The organism is Paraburkholderia sp. CNPSo 3076 (genome assembly GCF_026343935.1).
Lineage (GTDB): Bacteria > Pseudomonadota > Gammaproteobacteria > Burkholderiales > Burkholderiaceae > Paraburkholderia > Paraburkholderia nodosa.
This window is the reverse complement of the sequence record NZ_JAPMAL010000041.1, coordinates 25,519-51,539: the sequence shown is the minus strand read 5'-3', so window position 1 is coordinate 51,539 and position 26,021 is coordinate 25,519. Positions and strand designations below refer to the sequence as shown.

Sequence of the window (26,021 nt, the reverse complement as noted above, 5' to 3'; positions counted from 1 at the left end):
ACGTCGCCGGCCGTCGGCAGCGTCATCCATTGTGGAAGATGCGTCCTCGTGCCGTCGGGCTGTCGGACGATAAAGAAGTCCTCTGAGCCGTGCCTGGATTGGCCAAGTACCTCGACCTCCTGACCCGCACGAGGATGGAACGGATAGTTGATGCGAACCAGCTCTACGAGCTGTTCACGGGCAGTATGTGACTGCTTCGACTGGCGCCGGAAAAACATGGATTGCCTGCGCCTTCGGCCAGCAGGCCTGCCGACAGGGATTCTCCGTGCTGTACGTGCGCGTCGCCCGGCTGTTTGAGGAATTGAAGATCGCCCACGGCGACGGCAGCTTCACGCGTCGGCTTGCGCAGCTCGCCAAGATGGACGTCTTGTTGCTCGACGACTGGGGACTGCAGGACGTCGATCAGGGCGCGCGCAACGATCTGCTCGAAGTGCTCGACGATCGCGTCGGCACGCGGTCCACGATCATCACCAGCCAACTGCCCCTTGAACACTGGCACGCCTGGCTGCAAGACCCGACGCTCGCCGACGCGATACTCGACCGCCTCGTCCATCAAGCTCACAAGCTTGCATTGAAGGGCGATTCGATGCGCAAGAAGAGCGCGCCCGATCAAAAAGTAGCCTGATCTCGAACACTCGCAGTACAATCTAAGCACTACGCAGCACCTCCCTCCTGGCCTGTTCGACTTCACCGAAACGGGCGTTCAACTTCCCCGAAATACGCAGCTGGAGGCTGCGTGCGAGCGTGCGCTCGTGTTCGCCAGCCCCAAGTACCGCACCGTCAAGACGATCCTCGACAAGGGGCTGGACAGCCAGCCCACCGCACCAGCGCCGACGCCGGCGCCTGCCGACACCTATCTGAACGGCGGCCGCTTCGGCCGTGACCTCCATTCCCTTCTGATCCATTGAACGCCCATGCATCCCAGTCCAGAACTGAACACGATCCTCAAGCAGTTGCGCCTCTCGGGCATCCTCGACTCGCTCGAGCAACGCAACCGTCAAGCCATCGACGGGCAACTCGCCTACACGGAGTTCCTTGCCACGCTTCTGCACGACGAGGTCGCGCGGCGAGAGCAGAAGAAGCTCGGCGTGCGGCTCGCCCGCGCTGGCTTCTCCCTGGGCAAGACGCTTGAGAACTTCGACTTCGACCGCGTGCCCAAACTCAACCGCGCTCACATCCATGATCTCGCCGCCGGCCGCTATATCGACGAGAAGGTCTGCGTGCTGATGGTCGGCCAAACAGGCGTCGGCAAGTCGCATCTCGCGCAGGCCTTGGGCCACTGCGCCGCACGCCAGGGCCGCGATGTCCTGTTCATCACGCAAACCGAATTGCTCAAGAAGCTGCATGCAGCACGGGCGACTGAACTCTATGAACGCAAGTTGCAGCAGTTCGTGCGCGTTCCGGTGCTGATCGTCGATGACTTCGCGCTGAAACCCCTGCGTGCACCTCACGACGAAGACTTCCACGATCTGATCGCCGCCAGGTATGAGCGCGCAGCGACGATCCTGACGTCGAATCTCGACTTCAGCGAATGGGGCGACGCGTTCCCCGACAACCGCATCCTCGGCGCTGCCACGCTCGATCGGCTACGGCATGGAGCCTACCGTGTCGTCATTGAGGGTGAGAGCTTCCGCAAGCCGAAACCGATGCCCGAAAACGGCGAAAACGCAGTTGCAAAATCAGGCAAAAAAACGCATTCTTGAGTCCCTTCGAAATCGCGTTTCGGGGCCATTCCACGTGGCCTCATTACGCCGATCATCCCCGGCTCGATTACGCCGATCCGTGACACGGCTACGCCTCCGGCCGCTCTCCGACTTCAAGCCGGTGTCGAAAGCACGTTCGCGAACGCCGCGGTGTCCGGGCTGCAGAGAATGGTGAGCGGCAGTCCGAGCGACGTGCACACGCTCTCTGCCTGCTTCCTCTCAAGAGTCAAAAATGCTTCGATATCCTTTTCATCGACGGCAACGTCATCGCGAGTACGTAGGCGCTCTGCAATCGTTGCGACAGGCGCCTCAATGAGGACTACCGAAGATAGATTCAGCGCCTCAAAAACGTCGGCGGGAAGCTCAATAAACGACCCATCCTTCCCTCGAAGGACAAAATGACCATCGAGCAACAGACGAGTACCTTCTCCGTTGATTCGATTCACTGCCGAGACCAGCGCGCGCTGATTGCTGTCAGGATCATCAACTCTTTTTTCGGCCGACCAATTGGCAACACCGCGCTCCTGCTTGATCAGCGCGCTGGCTGAAGAGTGCTGCCAGCCGCCAGCGGAGGCCGCCTGTTCGCAAAGATATGATTTACCGACTGCGTGGATGCCTGCTACGAACACGTTCATGCGAGATCACTCCCCGGGAAATAGGCGAGACATCACCCGCGCGAACTCCTCGGGTGAGAGATATTGGTAGGACTGAGGCGGTTTGAAATCAGCAAACAATTCCTTCGGGTCGATGGGCTCGCGCGCGACTTTCACACTGCTGATCATCACGCCATAAGCCTGCACCTTTCCATGGAAGTAGCTGATAAGTTCGTCGCGCTCCAGGCCTCCACCGTACTGCTGCGCAAGCGCCCAGAGACCTTCGGTATCCCGCTCTTCGACGCGGTCCACATAGGCAACACCGACGAGCTGCTGCACCGGCGACGATGAATAAAGAACCATCACGCCGACGCCAGGAGGCCAGCTACGTCGAAACTCCACGCGCTTGGTGCCCGCGAGTATCTGGTCGCAGAATCGTGGCTTGATCGAAAGCAGAGCCGCCCTACCGCCCTGCGGCTCTGAGGATTCTGGAAAAAGTGTCATCGTCGATATGGCGGGTAGATTGAATGTTTCCGAGAATGCCAGCCGCTCTCAAATCTGCGCGAGACACCGGCCGCTCGAAGTGTTCGATTGTGCGAAAAAGCATGACCCGTACGCCGTCGGGGTGCTCTGCCATTTCCTCGATTTGGTCGTCCGTATAGACCGTGCGACGGCTCACGAGACGCGCGATCTCGGCCGCGTCCTCAAGCGTCTCGAAATGCTCAACGATCCCGAGCGTGGTGATCGCGCGCATATCGTACCCGCGGTAAAACAGGACCACGTCTCCTCGTCGGATCTGCCTCGATGGCGAATGGGAGAGATATGCCAGCTTGATCGCGTTGCCCACGTGCTCGCCGTGGCCGTCTGCACGTTGACCGGCGTTGTTCGGATGACCCGGGAAAAGGATCCCATGATAGAGCGGCACAATCGGAATGATGAACTTGTTGATCTCGAGGTCGGCGCGGTAGTGTGGAAAGAACTGGCGCGTGTACTCAAAGGCGCCCCGGGCGGCCGGGTCTGCAACGGGTGCCGCTCCGGGGTGCCGCTTCACGTAGACGCAGTCACCGCTGCGATTGCCGATTCGCTCGAATCCGAAGTCGGTCAGCAATGCCACCAACTCGGGATGCCCTCTCTCTACGTCGCCTCCGTCGCGCACCTCGATGAAGATGTGTTCGCACGCATTGGCGGTCGCATAGCGAAACGCCATCTTGAGAAACAGTTCGCCGATCTTGCGACCACGAACTCGCTCGCCGACCTTAAACGTACAAAGTTTTAATGCACGCCCTGGCAAGCGCCTGCCATCATCCGTGACAGGTTCGTCCGTCTGCACGTCGAAGATGCACAGCGCCGAAAGTTCGTTGTCTGGGGGATGTCGGTACACCCATGCGTGGCGCCCTTCCCGGGCCTTTCTGCGAAACCATTCATCAAACGGTGCGTATCCATCGCGCAGGCTGTTAAAGAATGGTTCATCCAATTGATGGGTGAGCTCGCTCAGCTCGACCTCCACAATGTCGGGCAGCTCGACTTCGGCTGGCTCGTGGAGACGGCTGAGCCAGTCCTCGAGCGTCTGAATGAAATAGACGCGATTCGCGAGCCCACGCGCAGCAGCCTTCGCATGCAGCTTCCGGTCTTCGGTGACGAGTACGTGAGCCGCCTCGCGCTCTAGCGCGAAAAGGATCGCGTTGTCGCACTTGTCGTTTTCCGAAAGCCCAGGCGCGTCGTTCCCAGGGACTGGTGGTCCTTCGGCTAACTCAACGTATTGATCGAGGCGTGCGAGCGTGCGCGCGCCGGGCCTGATCACGGTCCCGCTCAATGTCGCGCGCCGAAGCCGGATGGTAGACCAGCTGGTGCCGCCCATTGCACAATTGAACGACATGCGCCAGATTGGGCTCGAGAACGACCAGCGAGTCCTCCAGCGGAATCAGGATGTTCGTGTCCAGCAAAATCCGAAGATGCAGAGCCACGGCGACCTCTCAGTATTGTTGTCAACAGCCAGGATCACCGACGCCGGGCGACAAAAGGAAACGCCACCCGAGGGTGGCGTCATTCAGTTGTGCGATGACTCGCGGCGAGCGGCCTAACAGGTTGCTGAAATACCTTCCGGGAGGGCTTCACAAAAAATTCCCGACCTCATAGGAAGTCCTGCATGCCGCTCGCGCGACTCCGGTAAGGGGTAGGTCACCCCTGAAAACTGCTTCTAAGCACCCTGCAAAACGGTATTTCAGCAACCTGCTAACTCTCCGCCCCGGCCGTGCGCTTCGGACGAACCCGAACCGTCGCACGGTACGTCTCACGAGCCTTTACCCCGGACAATGCGCCTTTCTCGCCAGCCTCTTCCGTGCGTTCGAGGATCTGGGCGATGCCCCGCTTCTGCAGGGCTATCACCTTCGGGCGAAGCTTGCTAGATGCGTTCAAAGCCATAAAAACCTCCTTCGTCAGATGCAGGCCGGGTCACGCAGCGAAAGAACAATCCCGCTTCACCGCGCTCGAATTTCCTAGCTAACCTATTATATAGGGCATCCAGTTTGCCCGTCTGCGGCATGTAGAAATACTGCGACGTTTGCGGATGGGCGAGCGCATGCCCCAAAAGCGCCATACTCAAGGCCTCGCTGAACTGCCAGATCATGTTCGGATCAGGCAACGGCCAGTCACCGGGATAGAACATGCTTTCGGCATCCGCTTCGGCCCGGAGAAATTTCACCAGGCGAGAATTAGGCGCCGGAACAAAGCCGCCGTTCCATGCATGAGCAGTTTCCCGCACCAGTTCAGGATCATTGCCCGAATAGGCTAAGACATCCGCGAAGAAAACCACGTGACGCACGCCGTCAAAGTCGATTCCACTCGCTTCGACTGCTTCGTCAACCGAAACGGGACCGCGAACGCGCAATTGCCCTTCTGAAGATTCGCCCGGCGGAAAGATCGCGTCGAGCAGCGCGTCGTTTATGTACTGAATCATCCTCCGTCCCCATACCCCTGAGTCAGCTCCTATTTTCTCATCGTGAAGGCGATGTCAACCCTTCACCGCCGATACCCGATCGACCATCTCTCCTGTCCCGCGCCCGACATTCGAGGCCAGTGTGGTCATGTCCCTATTATCAGAAAAGTCCCTGTTGCCTCGTATCCCGCGCCGGCGGCAACGACGCCTTCGCCCTTCGCGCGCCGCGCCGCGCCGGCGGACAACACACCGAACATGTGCCACAAGTTCAGACCGAACATCCACCGCCACCAACACTAGGGTGTAGCGCCGTTCGCGGTCGAACTCTCGCTTCTCCAGCCGCGCAGGGCGAGTCGCCGCGCGCGGTCCAGCAGCTGGGCTGCTGCTCATTCCAGGCCAGCAGGTTCCGATGAACCGAGCAACCTGCGGCGGGAGCATTTCAGGCGCGCAACCGGGAGGCAGTCCAAGGGCAACGAGTTCGAAGCGGTCGGTCATCGTGTGTGAGATCGCTTTTTGTATGACGACATCACGAGTGTCGCATCAACGACTGCGGGCAACCAGTCGAAACAGTTCTTCACGCCGCCGAATTTTCACGGTGCTGCGGCATCAGGATCGCGTTCGCCGACGCGACCTCTTCTTTCGTGAGCACGCGATTCTCGGGCGTGCGCTTCAGCAAAAAGGCCGCGACAGTATTGTGGATACGGTACACGACCGCCTCACGGATTTCGCGTTCGGCCGCTTCTCGATCCCACGGGTGCTTCTCCGTCGGATACGAAAAGATCCCCGCCCTCCAAACCCCTGCGATGAGACGGAAGCTGAGCACGTTGCGCTTCGTTAGTGCGCTCTCAACCCAGATGCGCTCGTTGCAGACACGCTGGTAGTGGAAGGAATCGATCCGGAAGCGTTCGTGCCGATCCGTGTAGAACTCAGGCGTAGCGAACACGAGGCAAGCGAGATCGTCCTCGCTGATGCCTGGCATCGACGCAACGGACACGCGCAGGTCACCGACAAGCTCCGGGAAGCGCGGGGACGGCGTCTCGAGCCATTCAAACTCGCACGTGACTTTCAGGGCCGTAAGGTCAAGCGAGCTACGGGCCGCGACGGTCTCCTCAATCTGAAGGCGCAGGCCATCGGGGACGGTCAATCCGACTGATTCGAAAAGATCTGAGTAGCTTTGTAGAAGAGGAGGCGGAACTCGTGCACTGACGAGCTTTCCGCCTTTCGACGTTTCTGACATGGCATCAACCTTATGGTTTGGCCGATTAAAGGGAACTATGCTGCACTGGCGATTCTATCGGCTCCATCTTTCGATGCCAATATTTTTTGATGCCAAACGTCATTTGACATCAAACGCATTTTGTCGACACCTGTAAAACTAAACTGACGGTGAAGGCGTGAAGTTCGCACCGACTGCCCCTAACGCCTGCGTACTGCGTATCGCTGCGCGCTTCGCGCAGCCCCGCGAGGCGGCCGCGGTGTCAAACGGCACGAACCGGACCCAGCCGGCTTCGACCTGAACGGCCAGGTTCCGGCAGGCGACAACGGCGCCTGTCACTGACAGTCTGCGTCTGCCGCCACGCGCTCCACGCCCCAATTGCCCGTCAGCATGCGCTGCGTCCCATCGCTGAAGGCTACGGACTGGCTCCAGCGTCCCGATGCTACGCCAGACACGAAACGCCCATTGAACTTTGCCCCGCTGGATACCGCGCCGCTTGTTGTCAGCGTGCCGTCAGAATTAACCACCCCTCCCACTGCGAAGGTGGCGCCCGTCACCTGCGATTGGGCCTTCCCGACGAGCGTGCCGTCGGAGGCCGAAACGCTGACGGCAAGAATGCCATGATCGTCAGGGCCGTCGTACTTGCCCTGATAGTCGCCTGCGATCACGCAGGTCGTGGGTGCGGCCTGGACCGGTGGCACTGCTGCAAGGATCGACGTGACGGCCGACACGGCAATAAGCGTTTTCTTCAAGACTTGTCACTCCTTCGTGATCGCGCGGTCGGAATGTCCGCGCATGAGAAGGTATCGGTCGGAAGCGCGTTATTTGTAGAGTGTTTTTAAAATATTCTTCCCGTAGCCAAAAGCCATCGGTTTCGCGCGGGAATCGTCAGTCAGCCTACCGCTGGCCGCTCGTAGAGAGCAGCGGCGAGTCGGGCGCCGTTGTGCGGCCCAAGACCCCGCACCGGCGGCCTCCGCGCAGACGCGCGGTCTGCCAACAGTGATGCCTGCGGCAGATGCGTAGAAAGGCGATGCGGGAGACCATTTTCTATTGCACTTCCCTTCCTTCGTAGCGGAGGCATCCGCGGCCGCGCGTCGGTCCTCACCGAGCCCTGCCCCGCCCTGCCTGCCGGCGCCGGATGGGAAGCGTTCCGCCGCGATTCAACAATGTTTGCGAACCTCTTCTACCCTGATAATTGTTATTATCAGGGTTGCGTTTGATGGTTAAAATCCGGGGATAGGGGACTCAATGCCTGCCAAATCAGGCCTTCCCGGGAGTACGAACTGGGCCTCGATCCGCATCGCTGCCGCCGCGCTATACCTCATCATCCACACTCGTTCGGGGAAACGAACCATGACGTACACGACAGCCGACCTCGATAAACCTGAAAGCGCCGTGATGCGCACGATCAAGACCGCGGCGGCCGGCGCCGGCGTGCCGCTCGATGAGCCCGTCGCAGAAGCCCGCAACCTCGTGGCCGTGACAAGCGCTCTTCGCTGCCCGACACTTCACCGGCTGCATCTCGACGTGCCACTGCGCGCGGTCGTGGCCGTCGGGCACAAGAACTGGGTTCCCGACGGATGGCCCGACAGGACCTGGCGCGACCTGCTCGCCGCGCTGCACGGCCACACGTGGGGCGAGGACGTCCTGTCCTACTTCGAGTCCGAGTTCGGCAAAGAGACCCTGCCTGTCGTTGACGCGAATCTTCCTTTGAGGCTGGAGGCGACCGGCGGCCTGTTCATGGTCGAAAACGGTATGCACCGGGCTACGGCGGCAATCGCGTGGCTGGCCGCCACGCAAGGCAAGGATGCGGTCCTGCGAAAGGTTCGGACCAACGTGTACGAAGCACGACCCAAGCTGCGTCGACGGGTGCTCGAGGCGATCGGTCGGGGACATGACGTCGCGATCAGCAACAGGCAACGCTGGAACGGCTACCTGCTGCGGATAGTCCGCGCGGGCGGTGATGGCGAGTTCTTCCGCCTCCTCGGCGATGCAGCCCTTCCCTTACCAGATCCACGTTCGCGCCTGATGGCGCGATTTCGGCCTTGGGACGGCGGCGAAGTGTGCCGGGGCGTGCACTGGGTATCGGTCACGCCCCGGCTCGCCGCTGCGCTGGAAGACGATAGCTGGCTGCGCGCACAGATGGCTGAGCCGCGCTACGAGCCCGTTCCGCTATGAGACCAGCATGACGAAGCGCCCTGACCGGCGCGTTCCCCTATGACCGCGCGGATTCTCGGCCCTCCCGGTCTGCCCGAACTCGCGTCGCGCCGCCAGGCGCCTCTCGTCGAGCGGGCGCGCCTGGCGGTTAGTTGTATAAATTGTCAAGCCTCATGAGCCCAAGCCATGACTGAAAAGCTGCACCTGCAACGTCAGTTCTCGTCAAAGGACTTCGCCGCCCTGCGCGCGTTCGTGCAGCGTCTGCCCCCGGCGACCATCGCGCGCACCTACTACGATTCCGACGAGGATCCGCATGCCGCTACGCCGGGCGCCATGGAACGCTACCTGCGTGACATGCTGGCCACGCTCGTTGATCTGGCAATCGAGCATGGGTCGCCGGTGCTGGCCGACCACCTGAAGGCTTCCATCAAGAAGCACGGCAGCGCTCGTCTGACCGCCGGGTCGCTGAAGATGGTCGAGGAAGCCGCCCGGCTCGCGGTCGCCACGCCTGCGGCCGCACACGGTATCGGCATGTGGTTCCGCCCGATGGTGGCGCGCTACCTGAAAGGCCGCGGCGTCGCCACGCTTGGCGATCTCGTTGCTTATTGCAACGCGCGCGGGGGCAGCTGGTGGCGGTCCGTGCCTCGCATCGGGCCTGGGCGCGCGCGCCTGATCGTCGCCTGGCTGCGCCGGCACGAACGCGCGATCGGGCTGCGCGTCGAGCCGGACGTCGAGCTGGCCGATCCGCTTGTCGCCCCGGACGCCGAAATCATCGCCGTTGGCGGTGAGGCCGGGCTGCTCGCGCCGCTCGAGCGCATGGCCGTGCGCGAGGCGCTCGACGGCTCACGCGGCCTGAACCGCTGCCCGGCCTTTCCCTATATTCACGCGCACAATGATCTCGCGGCCATCCGGGCGTACCTGCACCTGTATCGCGACCAGCCAAAAACGCTTCGCGTCTATACCAAGGAGCTCGAGCGTTTCCTGCTGTGGTCGGTCACCATCCGCGGCAAGGCCCTGAGCTCGCTGCTCGTCGACGACTGTGAAGCGTTCAAGGATTTCCTGAAGCTGCCCTCCCCGGCTTTCGTTGGTCCGCGCGCGCCGCGCGCCTCACGCCGCTGGCGCCCCTTTGCGAGCGACAGTCTCAGTCCCGAGTCGCAGGCTTACGCCGTGCGGGTGCTACGGGCGGCCTTCACCTGGCTCGTCGACGCGCGTTATCTCGCGGGCAACCCCTGGAAAATGGTCAAGGATCCCGTGACGATCGAGCGGGAAGCGAAGCTCAAGGTTGAGCGCGCACTGCCCGAGCAGCTGTGGTCGGACATCCGCCGGCACGTACGAAGCCAGAGCGCAGCAGCCGAAAATCAGCGATGGCGAATCGTCCATGCCCTGATGCTGCTGCTGGGCGACTCGGGACTACGCCGGGAGGAAGCGGCGGGCGCGCGCCGCGAGACCCTGCGCCCGTACCCGGCCGATGATGGGACCGACGTGTGGGCGCTTACCGTGATCGGCAAGCGTAGCCGGGAGCGGACGGTTCCGGTCAGCACCGAGACGGTCGAGGCGATCCGCGCGCACTGGCTCGATCGTGGCGAGGATTTCGACGCGGTCGCGGCCGCCGGCCCCCTCCTCTCGCCGCTTGTCATTCCAAAGACCCGGGCCGCGCAGGCGAAGCATGGCAGCGCCGAGCGACAACCCTACCGTGCAGACACGCTCAACGAACTCGTCGACTGGCTCAGAAGCCGGCTTCTCGCCGAACTGGACGGTCTGACACCTGCGACGCATGCATGCCTTGAACGGATGTCGCCGCACGCTTTTCGGCACACTTTCGGCACCCAGGCTGCGGCGAACGATGTTCCCCTCGATGTCGTTCAGAAAGTCCTGGGACACCAGTCCGTGCAGACCACGTCTATCTACGTCCAGGCCGAAAAGCAACGCATGATGCGCGAGGTGGGCCAGATGTTCGGGAAACGCAGCACCAACGAGCGGGAGGCCTGAGACCGAACGCCGTCGCCAGCTTCACGTCCGACAACGACGCGCTCCCCCAATCGGGCGTAGTCCGAACGCCATTCCTCCTACAAATTTATCGGCGGCCGGGCGGACCCATCCTTGTTGCACTGCCCCGACCTGTCGGCCGGGCTCGTGGGCCCCGTGCGCGCAATTGCCCGCCTCGGCACGCACAAGCACAAACGAAACCATTTACTGAAGGCGATCTGCATGGGACAGCTGACGGCCAACGCAACGGGGGTCCTCCATATCGTTTCGGAGGAGGCGAAGATCGCTGCGGACGCGATGGCGGCAGCCGTCGCGGTCAAGCGACCAGACGGCCATCTCGATTTCACCTACTTTGAGCATTTCGTTCTTGAGGACGGTTACCACGTCGCACTGCGGTTGATGCGTGCGCTGGACGAACATTACGGAAACGTGGCGTCGATTCCGTCGGGTGCCACGGTCGTCTTTGTGGCCCGATGGAGCCCCTGTAAGGAATGCACGACGGTGCTCATTCCTGATTTTCTCCGGCGAGCAGACATCGCGAAAAAAGGGATCCGGGTCAAATTCAGATTCGAAAACTACTACGTCAAGGGCGCCTATCCGCGGAAGGTTTCGGAGGAGCATATTTGGAAAACCGTGGGCGATGCGTTGGCCGTATACGAAACGCTGTCACGCCAGTACGGGGAACACGAGCTCAAGTTTGCGGATCGCGATCCCGTGAGCGGCGCGTTGACAGTGAACGTCAAACGGCGCGTTGTGCTGGCCACCGCCCAAGTCGCCAAGACAAGCACGGTCGAAACCTGGCTGAACGTGTGACCGCGTGCGTGCACCGCACGACAGTCGTGCATCGCGCTCGGCAGCTTCGTCGCGGCGGGCGCGCACGACATGGTGTGGATCATCGTCGGGCGGTGGTCCGGGGCTTAGGCGCGGTACCGTCGCCCGTGTAGGCGTTCATCGCCGGCCTGACCACCGAGGAGCACCGCACCAAGGCCATGGCGATGGTGGGCGACGCGACCGGCATGTCGTTCGCCGTGGCCATCGCTTTTCATCGGGCGGCATGAGCAGACTGTTCGCGGTGAGTGGCGTTTTCGATTCCCGCGGTGGGCGTGGTGAACTGGGTCGTGCCCGACGCGCCCGGCAAGCGCGTGCACGTGCACGTGCGTTCCCCGTTCCCCAAGGTGCTGCACAACGTGGAGCTGCTGCGCCTGCTCGTGGACGCGGGTCGCGTCCCACAGGATGATCTATCTGCTGGTCATGCGCCGTGCGATCGTCATGATGGTGCCGGCCATCATCGTCGCGGAGAAGCGAGGCAAGATGAAGGCCGTGCCCGTTGCTGCGATCGGTCTTGTCCTGATCGGTCAGCTTTTGCTCGGCGCGCTCGCGAATAAACTTGTCATCGTGCCGGCCCTGCCGTGCCGTTCGTGTACTGCCAGGGCTTCAGCAGTTCCGCTGGCGTGGCAGCCCCCGGTCTCACGAACCTTGCGCCGCGGCCAGCTGCAGGGGCGCGGCACGGCGGGCGGCCGCCCCGGACCGCACAAGGACAAGGCGTCTGGCGAGTTCAAGGCAATGACCGGGTGGCACCGCCGGTCGTTGCGGAATACGTGAAGACGACCGTGTACAACACCACGCAGTCGAGCGGGGTCGTGCGCGGCGGCGGGGCGGTAGGGAGGCGGCCTAGGCACGACGGCGCGAGCGCCGTGTTTTACACGTGCTCGGGGATGGTCTTGTGCTGTCTTATAATCGGAACCACCATGAACGTACCGGCTGGGCACGCCTGATCGCCACCGGATTCGCGGGCAGGGATTCGCAGTTTTCGGCGATTCCTGGCACACGGGTCTTGAAGTGGGTACGATGGATTTTGGGTGCCAAGGTGGCGCCCAAAAGAAAACGGCGCAAGGTTTCTTGCGCCGTCGTGTGTGAGGGGAAGGGAACCGCCCGAATCTTGGCGGACGGAGGCGGAACCCTTCGAACCATAAACCGTCGTGTGGAGGGCCTATGGGTCTTGCAAACTTGTACTGGATGCTGGGGATGGTGTATGCGTGCGCGGGAGCGCTATGCATCGCGATCGCGCTTAACCATTGAGTAACCGTGCATCCCGGTGCGACCGATATTTCGTCGCGCCTAGATTAGCACAGTTCCCGTAAACCCGGCATTTGCAGAACGGAGGCCCGCGCATGCGGGCCTTTTTTTCTGGTTGACCGCCCGGGCTGAGTCATAGGGGTGCGGAAAGCTGGTACCTGCGCGGCATCCGGCAGGCCTCAGTGCCACGCAGGTATGCTGGCCGAGACCATTTCCCTGAGGGACGTCCCATGATTGCCTTCGGCGCCGATGAGTTGATGCATGCATCCCGGCATCCCCGGCCGTTCTCGGACCCGGGCTGGCTTTTCGAATGGAAATACGACGGGTTCCGGTGCCTGGTGCGCAAGTGCGGCGCGCAGGTTGAGCTGGTCAGCCGCCAGGGCAAGTCGTTCAACCTCTCGTTTCCCGAGGTGGCAGCAGCGGTCGCCGCCATGCCCGGCGACTTCGTATGGGATGGGGAGCTGGCTACGGGCGCCGGCCGCGGCGTCGAAGCCTTCCGGCTGCTTCAGGAGCGCGCACGGCTGAAGCTCCCGAAAAACGTGATTGTGGCAGCCCGCAAGAACCCCGCGCGGCTTTTCCTCTTCGACATGATGATCGGCGGCCGGCGCGACCTGCGCGCGCTGCCGATGCTGGAGCGCAAGGTGCACTTACGCGATGCGTTCGATGACACCCCGACGCTGGTGTTTTCGAGCAGCATCAATGGAGCCGGTGAGGCTGTGTTCGACGAAGTGCGGAGGCACGGCTTTGAGGGGATGCTCGCCAAGCGCCTCGCGTCACCCTATCGCGCCGGTCGCACGAAGGACTGGCTCAAGATCAAGGACAGCGCGTACGGCCGTCAAGGTTTCTGACGCATTTTTTGTCACCGTTGGACAATATCTCGGATTCATTCACTCCAGAACAGGTCGTGATGGAACGCTGTGGTTTTCCACAGCGCGAAGGAGCGCACGTTATGAACAAGCCATTTACCTTTACTTGCCCTGTTGTCGCCGTTCCGGTCACGATCGATCGCGAGACTCTCACCTATTCGGGCATGAGTAGCTCAGCCGTCTTCACACAGTACGACTACAGCTGCTCGCGCGAAGGGGTTTGCGAGCATCGCACGGCCGTCGTTTGCCGCGTTCGTCAACTAAATCGCTGAAGAGCGCGGCAATGTGACGACGGGCGCAGGCAGAAAAGCGCTGAGACAAAGCTCGGTTGCGCACGTGCACAACCGGCTTGAATGCCCGGCTACGCGCCGCACACCATAAGCAGTCTAGGGCTCGTTGTCGCAATGACACGCCTCAGCGCGAGCGCCCTACTTTCACTGCAGCCTAGTACTCTGACGATATCAGCGATCGAGTTTGTCGCCGCGCCAGCCGCCAAGGCCTCCCGCAGCAGTGTTTCTTCATCCGCCTCGGCTGGCTCATGACCAGGTTCAATGAGTTCCGTTATCGAAACCGGCTCCGCTTCTGGCCGGCAATCGTCGCCGCACTTGATAAGCATCGACTGGTTCAAGGTGCCCTGCAGTTTTGCCTGCTGACGCAACAGCGCCGCGATGGCATTGCTCGTAGATGATTTTTCGACGACCGCTCCCGGGACGGCCACCTGCCCTGCCCGAACATCGCCCGCGTGCTGCTGCGCGGACAGAAAAAACGTGCCGTGGGTATAGCCAGTCGAGGCCATCGCAGCCAGCCACAAGAGGCCCCCGACGAGACGGACGCTGCGCTTGGCGCCCTGTGCGATCGCTGGAATCAGGTGAGCGCCGAGCAACAGCGAAAGCCCGATGACCATCCAGACCAACTGTTCTGCGGGTGTACCGCCTCGCTCGCGGCCTGCCAGCAAGGAAATCGCAATCGACGCGCACGTTGCGATCACGCCCACACAGAACGCGAGACGTCGCGCGACAGGTTCAACCCCAGCGGCCGCGGTCACTGTTCCTCCGCTTTACCGACACCTGGCTTCGTCGCAACAAATCGCTGCAGAGCATCCTGAATCACCTCCTGCAGCTTGTCTCGGACGTCGATCGGAAGACCAGAAACCCTCAGATCAAGGCGATCCTCCCCGTATGTCTTGAGACTCCCCGCGTCCTTGCCGTTCGGCAAGCGAAAATCGACGCGGCGATTGAAGACAGGCCGAGAGTGCGCTTTGTTTCCTGCGGAGGATTCTTTCAACGCAGCGATGACAGCTTGCACCCGCTTGATTGCGTAATCGCCGTTGGCGATATTCTGGATTAGCTTTGTCGTCGCAGCGTTGTCCCGCCCACTAATCTCCCAGTATCGACCTACCTCGTAAGCCTTTCGCAACCCCATCTCTTCGGCGGGGATGGCAACCATGAGTTCAAGGAGGCTCTCAGGCAGCGCGGCCAGCGACAGGGTCTTCGATATCTCCCCTTCCGCGATGCCCAAAACCTCGCCAAGCTCCCGGGCGCTCTTGAACGTACCGTCGTCCAGCATGCTCTTCCACTTCACGGCGTCGTCGAACGGCGTCTGATCTTGCTTCGTAACGTTAAGGTCATACGAAAGCTTATAGCTCTGCACGCCGAGCGGAACGTCCAAGACGAGCGCGATGACATGCGGGCTCTTCAGCGCTTCAAGAGCACGCCAGCGACGGCCGCCATCAGTAACAAAGAACGAACCCGGATTCTCATAGTCCGGCGTTACGTGAATCGGTTGTTGCTGCTTATGCTCCGCAATGTTCGCAATCAGCTCCTGAAGTTGCGAAGGAACGTAAAAATGCCGAGCGTTGTAACGGGACGCTTTGAGTTTCCCGACCGGGATTTCGATGTTTGTCCCTGGACGATATCCATGCGCCATACACCATTCGCGATACTCGGGACTCGCCGTATCCAGGCTACCGACGGAGATATGTACAGACGATTCGTGTGCCGGCGACGGCCCGATTGCTGGCGCCTGCGACAAAGCGGCACCAGGGGCGTGCGAGAGTGCCCGTCGCGCGTGATCAAACTTGGAAGGCGTATCGCGGATCTGCGCCAAACCCGATGTTTGTTCGCTGACTGATTCGACCGTGCGTTGACGATTAAAAGCTTGCTTTAGCTTGTTCGAGGCCATCAGATCCTCCTTACGATACGAGTTTCACTACTTCAGCGGCCAGTTTGCGAGCTTCGTCTGCCGCGGCCCGATATCCGACCGACTTGCTGGCGAACACAGTTTGGCCCAACGCATAGGCTTGTGTATGAAGCTCTCGACGCGCGACCATCGTCTTGCAGAGCGGATATCCAAGTTCCTTAATCGCGTCCTTCGTGAACTGGAGCTGCAGCCGCTTGTCGGACACCATCGTCAGTACAAGCGCAAACTTCAACTCGGGCCGCTCGTCCTGAGCCAAGCGAATTTCCTTCACGATACCTTGCGTCGAATGAAGGTCGGCCAAAGAAGCCTGAAGGGGGACCAGCACGATATCGCTGAGCAGGAGCAGAGCGCTCATGCTGATCTCGAGGTTTGGGCGACCGTCGATCACTATGTAGTCGAACTCGAACTGCCGTTGTTCAAGCTCATCGCTGATATCGATGCCCGGCTGGGCGAGGTTCAGATAGGGAATCTGGATGGGATTTGCTTCATCTGCCTGCCCATACCAGCCAAGCAGGGTGTTTTGCGGATCGTAGTCAACCAAAAGAACCCGCTTCCCGTCCTCATGGTAAGCAGCGGAGAGGTTCATTGCGGTTGTTGTCTTTCCGCTCCCTCCCTTCTGATTGGTTACGAGAATGATCACCGCCGGATTTGAATTCATTTTCGACGCCATAGGCTGGCCTCCATAGGTAGTCGTTTCAACTTTGCACGTGCACAACTCGTCGTGCCGAAGGAGCAGGAGGAAACTTTGCACGTGCAAAGTTATCGACTTGGCCACTACGCGTATATCGATACCAAGCAACGCGTGAAACGCATCCTAGCAGAACATCTGAATATTGCGAATTGTTTGGTGCTGTCTGTGTCGCGAACGTACATCAAAAAAGTTGTGCACGTGCAAAGGGAATGTAGCCAAACTAACCCCGCTCGCGGTGACACGCATATTTTGGTGCAGGGTCAGTTGTTGTCGCGGATCGGCGGATCGTAAAACACTGGACGTCTAGAAGGGGCGAAGACCGTTATCTGCCTCAACGCACGCGCACGTCAAAGCGCGTTCCGAATTCGCGCCTTCGAATACCTGACTGGTCGCGAACAAGAGCAAGCCGTACGGTTGGTGACCCCGTCGAAATGTTTGCGGAAATTCGTGCCTCGAGGAGGCGACTCACGTCATGAAATAGGCAACTCACGCCGATAGCTGAACAGGAGCACAGGGCGGGGTCTGCCGCGACGCATCTTCCCTCGCCAAGCAGGCTCGCGACACGCGCCGCCCACGCATCGTCGTGCCGACATTTCAACTAGTGATTGCGGGGGATGCGCTGACTCCGTGAACGTCCTCTCGCGGCCGAAGTGCGCAAAGTTTTCGCGAAGGCGTGCTGAGAAGCCGGAACCGGCTGATGTACTTCAGGCCATTGCGGCCAGGATACCGACGGACGGTGCGCCGGGAGCGACGCCGAGCGTCACCAACCTCGAGCAAAATCCGAATTGTCGTCGGAGCGGCTAACTGCGACCGGCCTTTCCGGCACTCGCATCACGCAACAAGAAATTCAGGAGATCCCTATCGGTCGGCTTACCCCACACGTCGTCGGCCAACCAGTGAAGGAACGCCGCTTCCGCGGACTTCTTGGGTTTCTTGCTGCTAGGTAGCTTCAGCTGCGGAGCCTGTTGCTGAGCATTGTATTTATCAAGGTATCCGGTTTGATCGCCTGAATCGAGCTCGTTGAAATACTCGCGAACTTCTTCGGCACGGTACGCTTGATATCGTGCCAACAGTTGGTCTTCGGGCTGCTCTGCCGCTTCCGCGACTGCAACGACCTTCGTCGCGGAACTTCCTTTAGGCTCATCGACTCGCCATCCGCCGGACAGGGTCTTGCGAAAGTAAGCTCCCACGTTTTCGATCGGTTGGGAGTTCTTCTTTTGGAGTCGCTGTTCGGTATAGTTCACCGCGTGGCGCAAAGCGTCGGCCCCGTTCTCGTCTAGAAGCTTCCGCGCCTCCGACAACGGAATGGAATACTTGGTCACGGCGCCCAGTAGATCGAGGTCTTCTTCCGCGCGTACGTCGGTCTTCCGCTTTCGCGAAATCGTGAATTGGACCTCAACAATGGTCCTCCCCGTCTTGAATTCTTCCAAGTCGACTTGATGATCTGCAATCCTATTGATCTCCTCGAGCGCAGGAAGCAAAACACGGCTCTTGAAGGTCTTGTACTGGGCATACGAACCCTGCTTCCAGTCTATGCCGAGCAGCAGATCACGTAAGGTTCCTACGTTGAGACGCGGCGTGCGCCCAACGCCCTCGTACCGAACGACGTTCTCCCAAAGCGTCAACGAGTGGCCGCGCTTGAACTCCCGCGCAATACGCATGTCGATGCTCGCGTAGATCCGGGGGTTCATGAGGATCTCGCGGATATTGTCCGAGAACTGATATCGCAGCAGCGACCCTGAGAGCTTGGCACCAGCGACGAGGCCACTTGCGTTCCACTCCGGCTTTCCGGACAAGTGATCCCAGTTGACTACGAAACCCACCAGGGAATTTATTGTCGACTTAACGTAGTCGCGGTTCTTGGTGTTGAGTCCGACGTCAGAAATCAGTTCACCTATTGGGTACTCGAACCAGACGCGTTCACCATCTTTATTCTGCTCGATCGCATTCTTGATGAGCGCGTTGAACATCTTTGCCTGCTGGAGCGAGATTGGGCCAGCCCGCGGCGCAATGTGCACTGCTGGAACAGCCTTCCGAAAGGGCTCTGGCAGTTCCGGGATCTGGAAGAGGGCAATTTGGGTCGGCTCGGTGCTCGACTCTTTCTTTGTCACGGCTGGTCCGGAGCAAATGGCAAAAGGTAACAATACACTGTACTTTGTTCACCTTCAAGATGACCGCGCTTGAAGCGCCATCGCCGTAACTCCTCAATCTCGCGCGCCGGGAGGTCTCCACGAACCATAGACGTTCACCAATCAGAGTCCAAACCCAACCTTCGCAGTCACGGAGAAATTATCCTTATGTTTCAAGGCCATATCGAGTATGCGCCTGCACCCTAGAGAACCATAGGCGTTCACCCAAAACGGAGAAAGCTACGCAAAGTACGCAGCTTTCGGGTATTGACAGAACCATAGACGTTCACCTTTTGGCCTTTCCCGATGAGTCGCGGAGGAGAACCATAGGCGTTCACCAATCCTTGAACTACCAACTCTTATTGCCATTCTCCAACGGTTATCCGTTTTTAATCATATAGTTATTGTTGAATCTTGACGTTTTACGCGAGAAAAGACGATCAGCGAAAGAACCATAGACGTTCACCTGATCGAGGAACCATAGACGTTCACCTTCAGTGCTTTCGCGCGTGCCCCATAGGGATTGACCTCAGAACCATGTGCATTGACCACTAGACCCAGAGATTTGCACCTTCAGAACCATATCCTTTAACCTCAAGACCCATAGACGTTCACCGATCGAACCATAGCGATGCACCTTGGACGGCTGAGAGCCTTATCAGGAAAGGGTTTGCGGGCGCGTAAACGTATACAAAGGTTCTAAAGTGGTTTACTTAAAAACACTAAACGCCCAGTGTCGAGTAGTAAAGCTGGTTTGAAGCAACGCAACCGAAACGGCAGGGCAACCCCTCAATAACCATAGACATTGACCTATCTTCAACAGATCGACCACAGGTGCGTGAACCATAACGCTTCACCTTTCGCCAGGGAATTCAGTTGGACTGTTCTCGGAACAAGGCCGGACCAACGCCATTTCCGCCTGCGGACTCGATGTCCGGAGCCTGCGCGCCCAGCGCGTCGATTGCCCCTCGCAACTGATCGTAGCGTGTCAGCTTCGCGGCGGCTGCTTCGCTCTCAAGCGTTGCCTCGAACATCAGGAGTGCCGTCGACAGGAAACTCTCCAGCTTGGACAAGTGCGGCAGCAATCGCCCGAGTTGCGGGATTTCGACACGCAGTGTTTGCTTGTCGCGCGCCAAGCGCACGCGAACCGTCGAAAGTGTTCGGACTGGTTTGCGGTTGTTGACGAGAAATTCGAGTACGTCATCCACAGACCCATAACCTAACGCAGACGCTTCTCGAGCTCGGGCTGAGACTTCCTTCTCGCCGAGTTTGTCCAGCATCTCCAACAAAAGCTCCCCCACGCGAAACGTGATGCGCTGCCGACCTCCCAACGCAACTACGACCGTGTCGGGTATTCGTGTCAGCGCAATGAGCCGGGATATATTCGCGTTCGATACCACCAAAAAATCGGCCATATCTCTCTGAGACTTCCATAACTGTTGTGCCAGCATGGCGCGATAGAACTGCCCCAGTTCGAAATGCGAGACGTCGCGCGCCTGCAATTCTGCATGTATCCGCTTCGCGGTTAGACGGTTGGGAACCGGTTTGGAATCGAACATCGCGGTCATGGTTTTCTCGTTTGAAAGGGCCGATGACTGAGTTTATTCGTGTCCGAAGGTTGTCAAGGGAGCGAAAAGCGGGTGTTAGAGCACGTTGATGTGCTTGCTACGTGCCAGGCGGGGCTGCATAAAAAACTTGACTTCGCAGACAAATGCTCAAATGGGTCAGAAAAGTTGTCTGATTAATTCAATTAGAGCAATAAAGCTAAGTTAAAAGTCTATAAACCATACAGACTAATTCTCTATTCGCAAAAAAGTTGCAGGCGCCTGCAACTTTTTTTGCCCTCATGGCGCATAAAATGCGTTGTAGCTATTTGATTTTAAAGGGATACGCTTCGACAGCAGGTCATTCTATTAGCGTGCAAATTTTGGAACACTTTTCGGGCCGTTTGGATCGTTCTCTGGTTCAGCGCGCGTCTAGTGGAAAGCTCCACAAAAACATCACCATTCCGCGAAAACCGTTGCAGGCGCCTGCAACTTGTCGGCTCGCCAGATCCTGTTGCCTAATGGTATGCAAAATAGCTCGGCTTTTGCCCCGGGACGGGTGGTGCCGCGCTGATTCAATTGACGCGAACCAACTCGTCTTGCGCGCGCGTCATGCCCCTGTTCCGTCGTTCCCGAAAGCAGGTCGCCCTCTCTACAGCCCCGGGCGGCTACTCCGAAGAGGATCCCGAAAAGATCATCTTCGATCGCGGCACGCGCCTGCGCGTCGATCTCAACCACTCGAAGATCCTTAACTTCATCCTCGCATTCGTGGCGGTGGGCGCTGTATGGACGCGACAGCCGCCGCCGTCGGTGGTCAAGTCCTACGGCATCTCCGCTGACGCAGGTGGACGGCCACTCATCCGGCAACTGGCCGCATATAAGCCCGACGACCAGGCGCTGCGTTCCTCCGTCGCGGATTCGGTCCAGCGCTGGTTCACCATCGAGCCCGTGCTGACGCCGACCATCGAGACGTCGCGTCTTGCGCGCAACATCAACGCCGTCAAGGCGCAGATGCTCGACAACGGGAAGAACCAGTTCGCCACGTGGCTCAAGCAGGACGCGCCATTCCAGACCATCACGGCTAACCCAAAACTCGTACGTGAGGTGCGGGTCGGCAACGTGTCGGTGCTTGACGATTCGACTGTCGTTGTCGAGTTCACGACGAGCACGACGCAGTTCCCGGCCGACCGCGCGGTCGAGCAGCACTACGCCCTGACGCTGCGCTACCAGATTGTCCCGGCGAGTTCTGATGACGCCGTTGGCACCAACCCCTTCGGGATCTTCTTCCCGTTCTTCACGCTGCAGAAAACCGCATGACGACACCGGCAAACCGATCCCTACTGCCGCTGGCTGCGCTCGTCTCCGCGCTGGCGTTCTCCGCACCCGCTGCGCACGCCGCGCGCAAGCCCCTGTCGCCGGGCGGCGCGTCGCTCGATGTCGGCGCGATCATGGGCGATCCGATGAGCCCGGTGAATCCGTACAACAGCGGCGTCGATCCGGTAACGATGCCCAATGACGCCCGCATTGCCGTCTTCAACTACAGCCGCGACCAGGTGTTCAAGCTCCTGACCGCGCCGGTCAAGCTCACAACCATTGAACTCGCTCCCGGCGAGAAGCTCATCGTGGACCCCGCGATGGGCGACTCGGTGGACTGGATCGTCGATACCGATGGCGCCAACGAGGTGTACGTCAAGCCGGTGCGGCCGGGTCTCGTCAATACGCTGCATCTCAAGACGAACATGCGCACGTATGACTTCACGGTCATTTCCTCACCGGCGGGCGGTCTCTTTTACCAGCGTGTACGGTTTCACTATCAGGAGTCCCTGATGGCGAAGGTCCGCGCGCGAGAACAGGCGGGGGATGGACCGGTCGATGCTGGCACCGGCAGCGCGACCGATTCCGGGCCGCTTGGCGTGACGCCTGACAAGCTCAACTTCGACTACACGGTGTCGGGCTCCGCGCCATTCAGGCCCGAGACCGTCTTCGACGACGGCAAGTTTGTCTGGCTGCGGCTGCCGGCCGACGCGCCGTTCGCGGTGCCCATCGTCAAGGATCACGGCGATGACGTCGCGCCGAACTTCATCCGTCGTGGCCAGTACATCGTCGTGCAGCAGCTCGCAGACAAGATCGTGCTGCGCGCCTCGCGCGACGAGGTGACCATCACGCGCGGTCGCCGCGGCATCTTCGGGTTTTGAGCATGACGAACCAGAACCCGCAGCCCGTCTCCGATCAGGAGCGCGTCACGAAGGGCAAATCGCCCCGCGGTGCGCTCATCGGTGCAGGCCTGCTCTTCGCGCTGCTGATCGGTGCGCTTGGCTTTTACTACCAGTCGAGGGCGGCAGCGCAGGCGGATGCCGATGCGAAAGCCGACAAGGCGGCCAAGACGGCTGCATCCGTCGATCGCACGCCGAACGGCAACGACATCGACAAGATCATCCAGGACCAGCAGGCAGCGGCGCGCGAGGCCGAGCGCAAGGCACGCGCGGCGGCTGCGTCGTCCAGCACGCCCGAGACGGCGAAGCCCGGCCTTTCGCTTGACCAGTTCCAGAAGGAACACACGTCCCCAACGCTCGCGGCCGACGCGCGCGACGACTCCGTCTACGCCTCGCCGATCTTCATCCCCGGCCACAAGGTCAAGGACGATCCGAACGCGCAGGCCAATGGCGCGACCGGAGTGGGGGGCGTCCTGACGCCCGCGCAGATGGCGTTGCAGGCCGCGGCAGCACAGCAGTCCGCGACAGCCTCAGCGGAAACACAGGCCAGGGCACTCGCTGCTGCCATGGGGCAGGCGACCGCCGGCGCGTCGTCGAACGCGCAGCGCGATCTTCAGTTCATCAAGGATGCGAAAGCCCAGTCGGCCTCCGGCGAGGGTTTCCTCAGTGCTGGCTTCGTGGGACAGAGCGGCACATGCACGCTCTCGCCGCCGCATCACATTGGCGTGCTCGTCATGGAAGGCGAGAATTCGGACCGCCCCGGCAGTGCCTCACTGATGGTCGAACGCGATATCTACGACAGCGTGACGGGGACGTGCCTGATGATACCGAAGGGGACCATGATTACCGCGCCGTATCAGAGCGACATCAAGGTCGGCCAGGAGAGCATCCTCGTTGCGGCGACCGAGATGCGTCTGCCCAACGGCAAGCAGGTACCGCTCTATGGCTCTGAGGGTGCAGACCAGAACGGCTACGCCGGCTTCTCCGGCGACGTGAACAACCACTTCCTGAAGATCTTCGGTGCGTCGTTTTTGACCGCGATCCTGCTGAACCACTTCACCAACGGCGACACGAGTTCGACCACGACCGGCCCATTGGGCGTCACGCAGGTGGGCAACACAGCGGGACAGGTGGCCGCGCAGACGTCGCAGTCGATCCTCAGCCGCTACCAGAACATCCCGCCCACGATCACGATCAAGCCGGGCGAGCGCTTCATGATCAAGGTGAACCGCGATATCCACCTGGAGCCGTATCGTGGCTAGGCGCGCGTTCGCTTCCATGGCGCTCGGACTCGCGTTCGCAGGCGTGGCGCATGCCGCCTCGATCGCGCAACTCATCAGCCCGGTATCGCTCGTGCTGTCCTCGAGCGGTACGCGCGAGGTTGCGGCGCTGGATGGCAAGCCCGTGCTGTACTGCGGTCTGGCCGCGTTCGACGCCTGGGCTACACCCCTCGTTGGCCAGAGTGTGCGCAGCACGCCTGACGCCGGAATAACCGTGTCGGTCGACGCGCACGACGTCTCGCTCGCGGGCCTCATGATCCGCAGCGGCTGGCTGCAGCCCGACGAGCTCGACGACGACGCGCAGGCCGCGATCACGGAGGGCCGTGGCGGGTGGGCGTGCGCGAACGCCGTCACGCCGTTCGCGCTGCTGCACACGAGCGTCGATCCGAAGGTGCTCGCTGGCATCGCACTGAACGAATCGGCCTACAAGGGCCGCGCATGGCCGTGGACGCTGAACGTCGCGGGCCGCGGCTTTTTTTTCCGCACGCGCGAAGACGCGTATGGCGCGATCCACGCGCTCATCTCGGCGGGCCGGTGCGACTTCGACGTCGGAATCATGCAGGTGAACTGGTGCTACCACCGGCAGCGCTTCGCCTCGCCCTGGGATGCGCTGGCGCCCGCAACGAACATCCACGTTGCCGAAGCGATTCTCAACGAGAACTACGACCGCACGCATTCCATCGCGAAGGCGATTGCCTACTACCACAGCGCCAACCCGGTGCCGGGTAGCGCGTATCTCGCGCGCTTCGTGCGCAATCTCAACCAGATCCAGGCAGGCCTATGACGCGCAGGCTTCTTACTCTCGCGACCCTGTGCGCCATCGGTGCTGCGCAGCTTGCCTCTGCGGCAAATACCGACCCGTTCGATTTCGACTACGAGATCGCGGGCGGCATCGCCGAGCGGCCCGCGCTTGTCTTCAACGACGGCTCAAAGACCTATATCCAGCCGCGCGCCGGCCAGACGATCTCGGTGGCGGGCAGCCATCAGGAAGGCCCCTATGTGGTGGTCGACGGAACACCGGCCACGATCCAGCTTAGCGTTGCGGGCCACACCGCTGTCGCGACCTGGAACCGCGCGAACGCGTTCATCGGCGGTCACGGCGTGGTGCCCGGCGCGGGCGACGATCAGCCGGCAGCATTCGCAGGATTCAGCGGGCGCCTCGCCCTCATCGGCGAGCGTGGCGCGCTCGAGCCGGTGCGCAGCCTTAACGGGACCATGCCGGTGGCCTCGATCGTGAAGGCGCTGGTGCCACAGGGCTGGAGCGGGTCCGCGCAGAAGGATGTGGACCTGACCGCGGCGAACCGCTTCGAGACGCAGCCTGGCGAGAACTGGATGCACGCGCTTGACCGTTTGATGATGCAGACCGGCCTCTTTGCAGACGTGGATTTCGACAGACGCCATGTGCGTCTGCGCCGCGAGGTCGAGAAGTCCGGTGCGCTGGCCTATGCGGGGGCAACGGTGACGCATGCCGACCCGGTTTCGGCAGCGTCGGACGCTGTCGCAGCGGTGCCTGCAGCGGAGTCGCTCCTCGCGAAGTACTTCGGTGCGAACGCGATCCGCGATGGCGACGACACGCACACGCAGATCCGTTTTGCCGCAAAACCGAAGGACCTGAAATTCACGCGCGCGGATGGCAGCTCGCTGCATCCGAAGTGGGATGCGGATACCAGCGTGATGACGATCGACCGTGCCGATCGTTTCGTTGTCGCTGACCCGACGAACCGCGTCGAGGTGGCGCGTAGTGCGGGCACCGTCTATGACTTCCCGGCTGGCAACGGCGCGCACCTCGAAGCCGTCTTCGACGAAGGCGGGCAGACGTACTTCAAGTTTGCGCCGACGGTCATCAACGTCACGGTTGCGGACGTGCATCACCTGGGCTCGGGCGAGCAGAAGGGCCGCTTCTACAGGTTCAACGGCACCTCGGAGCAGTTCATCGTCACAGCCGACGGCAATACGGTGAGCGTGCTTCGTCGTCACGACGTGAAGTACTTCGAACGCGCGGGGGCGGCTTCGTGATGCGCTACGCCGTCCTGCCTGTTATCGCGCTTCTCGTCCTGCCCGCCGTGACGCGGGCCGACTGCATCGATGACGCTGCAGCATACCGCCATATCAGCCCGCGCCTCGTGCGCGCGATCGCGCAACAGGAGTCCGGCATGCACGCGAACGCGATCAACGTCAATGCGAACGGCAGCGAGGATATCGGCCTCATGCAGATCAACTCCTCGTGGTTTCCGAAGCTCGCACGCTTCGGCATCCAGCGCGAACACCTCTTTAACGCCTGTGTGAATGCCTACGTGGGCACGTGGATTCTCGCCTCGAACTTTCGGCAGTTCGGGCCGACCTGGAAAGCCGTCGGCGCGTACAACGCGACGTCGAGCTCACGCCAGCTTGTCTACGCCAATTCGATCTACCGACGCCTGCAGGGTCACTAAA

General features: G+C 60.7%; 23 protein-coding genes and 4 pseudogenes. 15 read left to right on the top strand and 12 right to left on the bottom strand.

The window, feature by feature from the left end:
• Positions 1 to 32: 32 nt before the first annotated feature.
• A pseudogene (locus M3A49_RS42810) lies at positions 33 to 218 on the bottom strand (DUF5372 family protein); the annotation flags it as partial.
• Here M3A49_RS42810 and M3A49_RS35415 point away from each other — a divergent pair.
• The 3 genes and pseudogenes from M3A49_RS35415 to istB form a co-directional block, all read left to right on the top strand.
• Positions 191 to 625, top strand: a pseudogene (locus tag M3A49_RS35415) (ATP-binding protein); the annotation flags it as partial. The pseudogenes M3A49_RS42810 and M3A49_RS35415 overlap by 28 nt on opposite strands.
• A 91-nt stretch (positions 626 to 716) precedes the next feature.
• Positions 717 to 908: pseudogene (locus tag M3A49_RS35410) on the top strand (IS21 family transposase); the annotation flags it as partial.
• A 6-nt stretch (positions 909 to 914) separates the two neighbouring features.
• Positions 915 to 1,703, top strand: a complete 789-nt coding sequence (gene istB, locus M3A49_RS35405; RefSeq protein WP_266233035.1) for an IS21-like element helper ATPase IstB — start codon at positions 915 to 917, stop codon at positions 1,701 to 1,703.
• 113 nt (positions 1,704 to 1,816) lie between these two features.
• On the opposite strand, the gene M3A49_RS35400 is transcribed toward istB, so the two are convergent.
• The 3 genes from M3A49_RS35400 to M3A49_RS35390 form a co-directional block, all read right to left on the bottom strand.
• Complete coding sequence (locus M3A49_RS35400) at positions 1,817 to 2,338, bottom strand: ATP-binding protein (protein WP_266233034.1); 522 nt, start codon at positions 2,336 to 2,338, stop codon at positions 1,817 to 1,819.
• Positions 2,339 to 2,344: 6 nt separating this feature from the next.
• Positions 2,345 to 2,659, bottom strand: a complete 315-nt coding sequence (locus tag M3A49_RS35395) for a hypothetical protein (protein ID WP_266233033.1) — start codon at positions 2,657 to 2,659, stop codon at positions 2,345 to 2,347.
• Positions 2,660 to 2,759: 100 nt separating this feature from the next.
• Complete coding sequence (locus M3A49_RS35390) at positions 2,760 to 4,097, bottom strand: N-acetyltransferase (protein ID WP_266233032.1); 1,338 nt, start codon at positions 4,095 to 4,097, stop codon at positions 2,760 to 2,762.
• Positions 4,098 to 4,128: 31 nt separating this feature from the next.
• Between M3A49_RS35390 and M3A49_RS35385 the strand changes: the two genes are divergently transcribed.
• Positions 4,129 to 4,377, top strand: a complete 249-nt coding sequence (locus tag M3A49_RS35385; RefSeq protein WP_266233031.1) for a hypothetical protein — start codon at positions 4,129 to 4,131, stop codon at positions 4,375 to 4,377.
• Positions 4,378 to 4,697: 320 nt separating this feature from the next.
• Here the strand turns inward: M3A49_RS35385 and M3A49_RS35380 are convergent, their stop codons facing one another.
• From M3A49_RS35380 to M3A49_RS35370, 3 genes are all read right to left on the bottom strand, one after another.
• Positions 4,698 to 5,252 carry a hypothetical protein gene (locus M3A49_RS35380; protein WP_266233030.1) on the bottom strand — a complete coding sequence of 185 codons (555 nt, stop codon included), beginning with the start codon at positions 5,250 to 5,252 and terminating at the stop codon, positions 4,698 to 4,700.
• 553 nt (positions 5,253 to 5,805) lie between these two features.
• Positions 5,806 to 6,375, bottom strand: a complete 570-nt coding sequence (locus M3A49_RS35375) for a hypothetical protein (RefSeq protein WP_266233029.1) — start codon at positions 6,373 to 6,375, stop codon at positions 5,806 to 5,808.
• Between the two features lie 407 nt (positions 6,376 to 6,782).
• A complete protein-coding gene (locus M3A49_RS35370) occupies positions 6,783 to 7,199 on the bottom strand; it encodes a hypothetical protein (protein WP_266233028.1) in 417 nt (138 codons plus the stop codon).
• Positions 7,200 to 7,800: 601 nt separating this feature from the next.
• On the opposite strand from M3A49_RS35370, the gene M3A49_RS35365 reads away from it, so the two are divergent.
• From M3A49_RS35365 to M3A49_RS35345, 5 genes and pseudogenes are all read left to right on the top strand, one after another.
• Entirely contained in the window at positions 7,801 to 8,625 is an 825-nt protein-coding gene (locus M3A49_RS35365; protein ID WP_266233027.1) for a hypothetical protein, read from the top strand.
• Positions 8,626 to 8,790: 165 nt separating this feature from the next.
• On the top strand, positions 8,791 to 10,593 hold the full coding sequence (locus M3A49_RS35360; protein ID WP_266233026.1) for a site-specific integrase: 1,803 nt from the start codon (positions 8,791 to 8,793) through the stop codon (positions 10,591 to 10,593).
• A gap of 111 nt (positions 10,594 to 10,704) precedes the next feature.
• Complete coding sequence (locus M3A49_RS35355) at positions 10,705 to 11,403, top strand: hypothetical protein (protein WP_266233025.1); 699 nt, start codon at positions 10,705 to 10,707, stop codon at positions 11,401 to 11,403.
• Positions 11,404 to 11,436: 33 nt separating this feature from the next.
• Positions 11,437 to 12,365: pseudogene (locus M3A49_RS42805) on the top strand (hypothetical protein); the annotation flags it as partial.
• 531 nt (positions 12,366 to 12,896) lie between these two features.
• On the top strand, positions 12,897 to 13,514 hold the full coding sequence (locus M3A49_RS35345; RefSeq protein ID WP_266233023.1) for a DNA ligase: 618 nt from the start codon (positions 12,897 to 12,899) through the stop codon (positions 13,512 to 13,514).
• Between the two features lie 379 nt (positions 13,515 to 13,893).
• Here M3A49_RS35345 and M3A49_RS35340 read toward each other — a convergent pair whose 3' ends face one another.
• The 5 genes from M3A49_RS35340 to M3A49_RS35320 form a co-directional block, all read right to left on the bottom strand.
• Entirely contained in the window at positions 13,894 to 14,526 is a 633-nt protein-coding gene (locus M3A49_RS35340; RefSeq protein WP_266233022.1) for a hypothetical protein, read from the bottom strand.
• Between the two features lie 47 nt (positions 14,527 to 14,573).
• Positions 14,574 to 15,713 (bottom strand): ParB/RepB/Spo0J family partition protein, encoded by a 1,140-nt coding sequence (locus M3A49_RS35335; protein WP_266233021.1) that lies wholly within the window; start codon positions 15,711 to 15,713, stop codon positions 14,574 to 14,576.
• Positions 15,714 to 15,723: 10 nt separating this feature from the next.
• Positions 15,724 to 16,401 (bottom strand): ParA family protein, encoded by a 678-nt coding sequence (locus M3A49_RS35330; protein ID WP_323183460.1) that lies wholly within the window; start codon positions 16,399 to 16,401, stop codon positions 15,724 to 15,726.
• Between the two features lie 821 nt (positions 16,402 to 17,222).
• Positions 17,223 to 18,533, bottom strand: coding sequence for a replication initiation protein (locus M3A49_RS35325; protein ID WP_266233020.1), 1,311 nt, complete (start codon positions 18,531 to 18,533; stop codon positions 17,223 to 17,225).
• An 890-nt stretch (positions 18,534 to 19,423) separates the two neighbouring features.
• On the bottom strand, positions 19,424 to 20,119 hold the full coding sequence (locus M3A49_RS35320) for a hypothetical protein (RefSeq protein WP_266233019.1): 696 nt from the start codon (positions 20,117 to 20,119) through the stop codon (positions 19,424 to 19,426).
• Between the two features lie 588 nt (positions 20,120 to 20,707).
• Here M3A49_RS35320 and M3A49_RS35315 point away from each other — a divergent pair.
• From M3A49_RS35315 to M3A49_RS35290, 6 genes are read left to right on the top strand one after another with little or no spacing between them, the layout of a single operon-like run.
• Complete coding sequence (locus M3A49_RS35315; protein WP_266233018.1) at positions 20,708 to 21,412, top strand: type IV secretion system protein; 705 nt, start codon at positions 20,708 to 20,710, stop codon at positions 21,410 to 21,412.
• Complete coding sequence (locus tag M3A49_RS35310) at positions 21,409 to 22,290, top strand: TrbG/VirB9 family P-type conjugative transfer protein (RefSeq protein ID WP_266233017.1); 882 nt, start codon at positions 21,409 to 21,411, stop codon at positions 22,288 to 22,290. The genes M3A49_RS35315 and M3A49_RS35310 overlap by 4 nt, the downstream gene beginning before the upstream one ends.
• A gap of 2 nt (positions 22,291 to 22,292) precedes the next feature.
• Entirely contained in the window at positions 22,293 to 23,570 is a 1,278-nt protein-coding gene (locus M3A49_RS35305; RefSeq protein WP_266233016.1) for a TrbI/VirB10 family protein, read from the top strand.
• Positions 23,560 to 24,372: a transglycosylase SLT domain-containing protein gene (locus M3A49_RS35300; RefSeq protein ID WP_266233043.1), complete on the top strand. Its 813-nt coding sequence runs from the start codon at positions 23,560 to 23,562 to the stop codon at positions 24,370 to 24,372. The genes M3A49_RS35305 and M3A49_RS35300 overlap by 11 nt, the downstream gene beginning before the upstream one ends.
• Positions 24,369 to 25,604 carry a TrbG/VirB9 family P-type conjugative transfer protein gene (locus M3A49_RS35295; protein WP_266233015.1) on the top strand — a complete coding sequence of 412 codons (1,236 nt, stop codon included), beginning with the start codon at positions 24,369 to 24,371 and terminating at the stop codon, positions 25,602 to 25,604. Before M3A49_RS35300 ends, M3A49_RS35295 begins: the two co-directional genes overlap by 4 nt.
• Positions 25,604 to 26,020 carry a lytic transglycosylase domain-containing protein gene (locus M3A49_RS35290; protein WP_266233014.1) on the top strand — a complete coding sequence of 139 codons (417 nt, stop codon included), beginning with the start codon at positions 25,604 to 25,606 and terminating at the stop codon, positions 26,018 to 26,020. The genes M3A49_RS35295 and M3A49_RS35290 overlap by 1 nt, the downstream gene beginning before the upstream one ends.
• The last annotated feature ends 1 nt before the right edge of the window (position 26,021 follow it).

Bases quoted from the DNA above. Each gene is read 5' to 3' on its own strand.
- M3A49_RS35290 (WP_266233014.1), top strand. From the start codon at position 25,604: ATGCGCTACGCCGTCCTGCCTGTTATCGCGCTTCTCGTCCTGCCCGCC.
- M3A49_RS35345 (WP_266233023.1), top strand. From the start codon at position 12,897: ATGATTGCCTTCGGCGCCGATGAGTTGATGCATGCATCCCGGCATCCC.
- M3A49_RS35335 (WP_266233021.1), bottom strand. From the start codon at position 15,713: ATGGCCTCGAACAAGCTAAAGCAAGCTTTTAATCGTCAACGCACGGTC.
- M3A49_RS35385 (WP_266233031.1), top strand. From the start codon at position 4,129: ATGGTAGACCAGCTGGTGCCGCCCATTGCACAATTGAACGACATGCGC.
- M3A49_RS35395 (WP_266233033.1), bottom strand. From the start codon at position 2,659: ATGGTTCTTTATTCATCGTCGCCGGTGCAGCAGCTCGTCGGTGTTGCC.
- M3A49_RS35400 (WP_266233034.1), bottom strand. From the start codon at position 2,338: ATGAACGTGTTCGTAGCAGGCATCCACGCAGTCGGTAAATCATATCTT.
- M3A49_RS35380 (WP_266233030.1), bottom strand. From the start codon at position 5,252: ATGATTCAGTACATAAACGACGCGCTGCTCGACGCGATCTTTCCGCCG.
- M3A49_RS35320 (WP_266233019.1), bottom strand. From the start codon at position 20,119: ATGACCGCGATGTTCGATTCCAAACCGGTTCCCAACCGTCTAACCGCG.
- M3A49_RS35365 (WP_266233027.1), top strand. From the start codon at position 7,801: ATGACGTACACGACAGCCGACCTCGATAAACCTGAAAGCGCCGTGATG.
- M3A49_RS35310 (WP_266233017.1), top strand. From the start codon at position 21,409: ATGACGACACCGGCAAACCGATCCCTACTGCCGCTGGCTGCGCTCGTC.
- M3A49_RS35360 (WP_266233026.1), top strand. From the start codon at position 8,791: ATGACTGAAAAGCTGCACCTGCAACGTCAGTTCTCGTCAAAGGACTTC.
- M3A49_RS35315 (WP_266233018.1), top strand. From the start codon at position 20,708: ATGCCCCTGTTCCGTCGTTCCCGAAAGCAGGTCGCCCTCTCTACAGCC.
- M3A49_RS35330 (WP_323183460.1), bottom strand. From the start codon at position 16,401: ATGGCGTCGAAAATGAATTCAAATCCGGCGGTGATCATTCTCGTAACC.
- M3A49_RS35295 (WP_266233015.1), top strand. From the start codon at position 24,369: ATGACGCGCAGGCTTCTTACTCTCGCGACCCTGTGCGCCATCGGTGCT.
- istB (WP_266233035.1), top strand. From the start codon at position 915: ATGCATCCCAGTCCAGAACTGAACACGATCCTCAAGCAGTTGCGCCTC.
- M3A49_RS35305 (WP_266233016.1), top strand. From the start codon at position 22,293: ATGACGAACCAGAACCCGCAGCCCGTCTCCGATCAGGAGCGCGTCACG.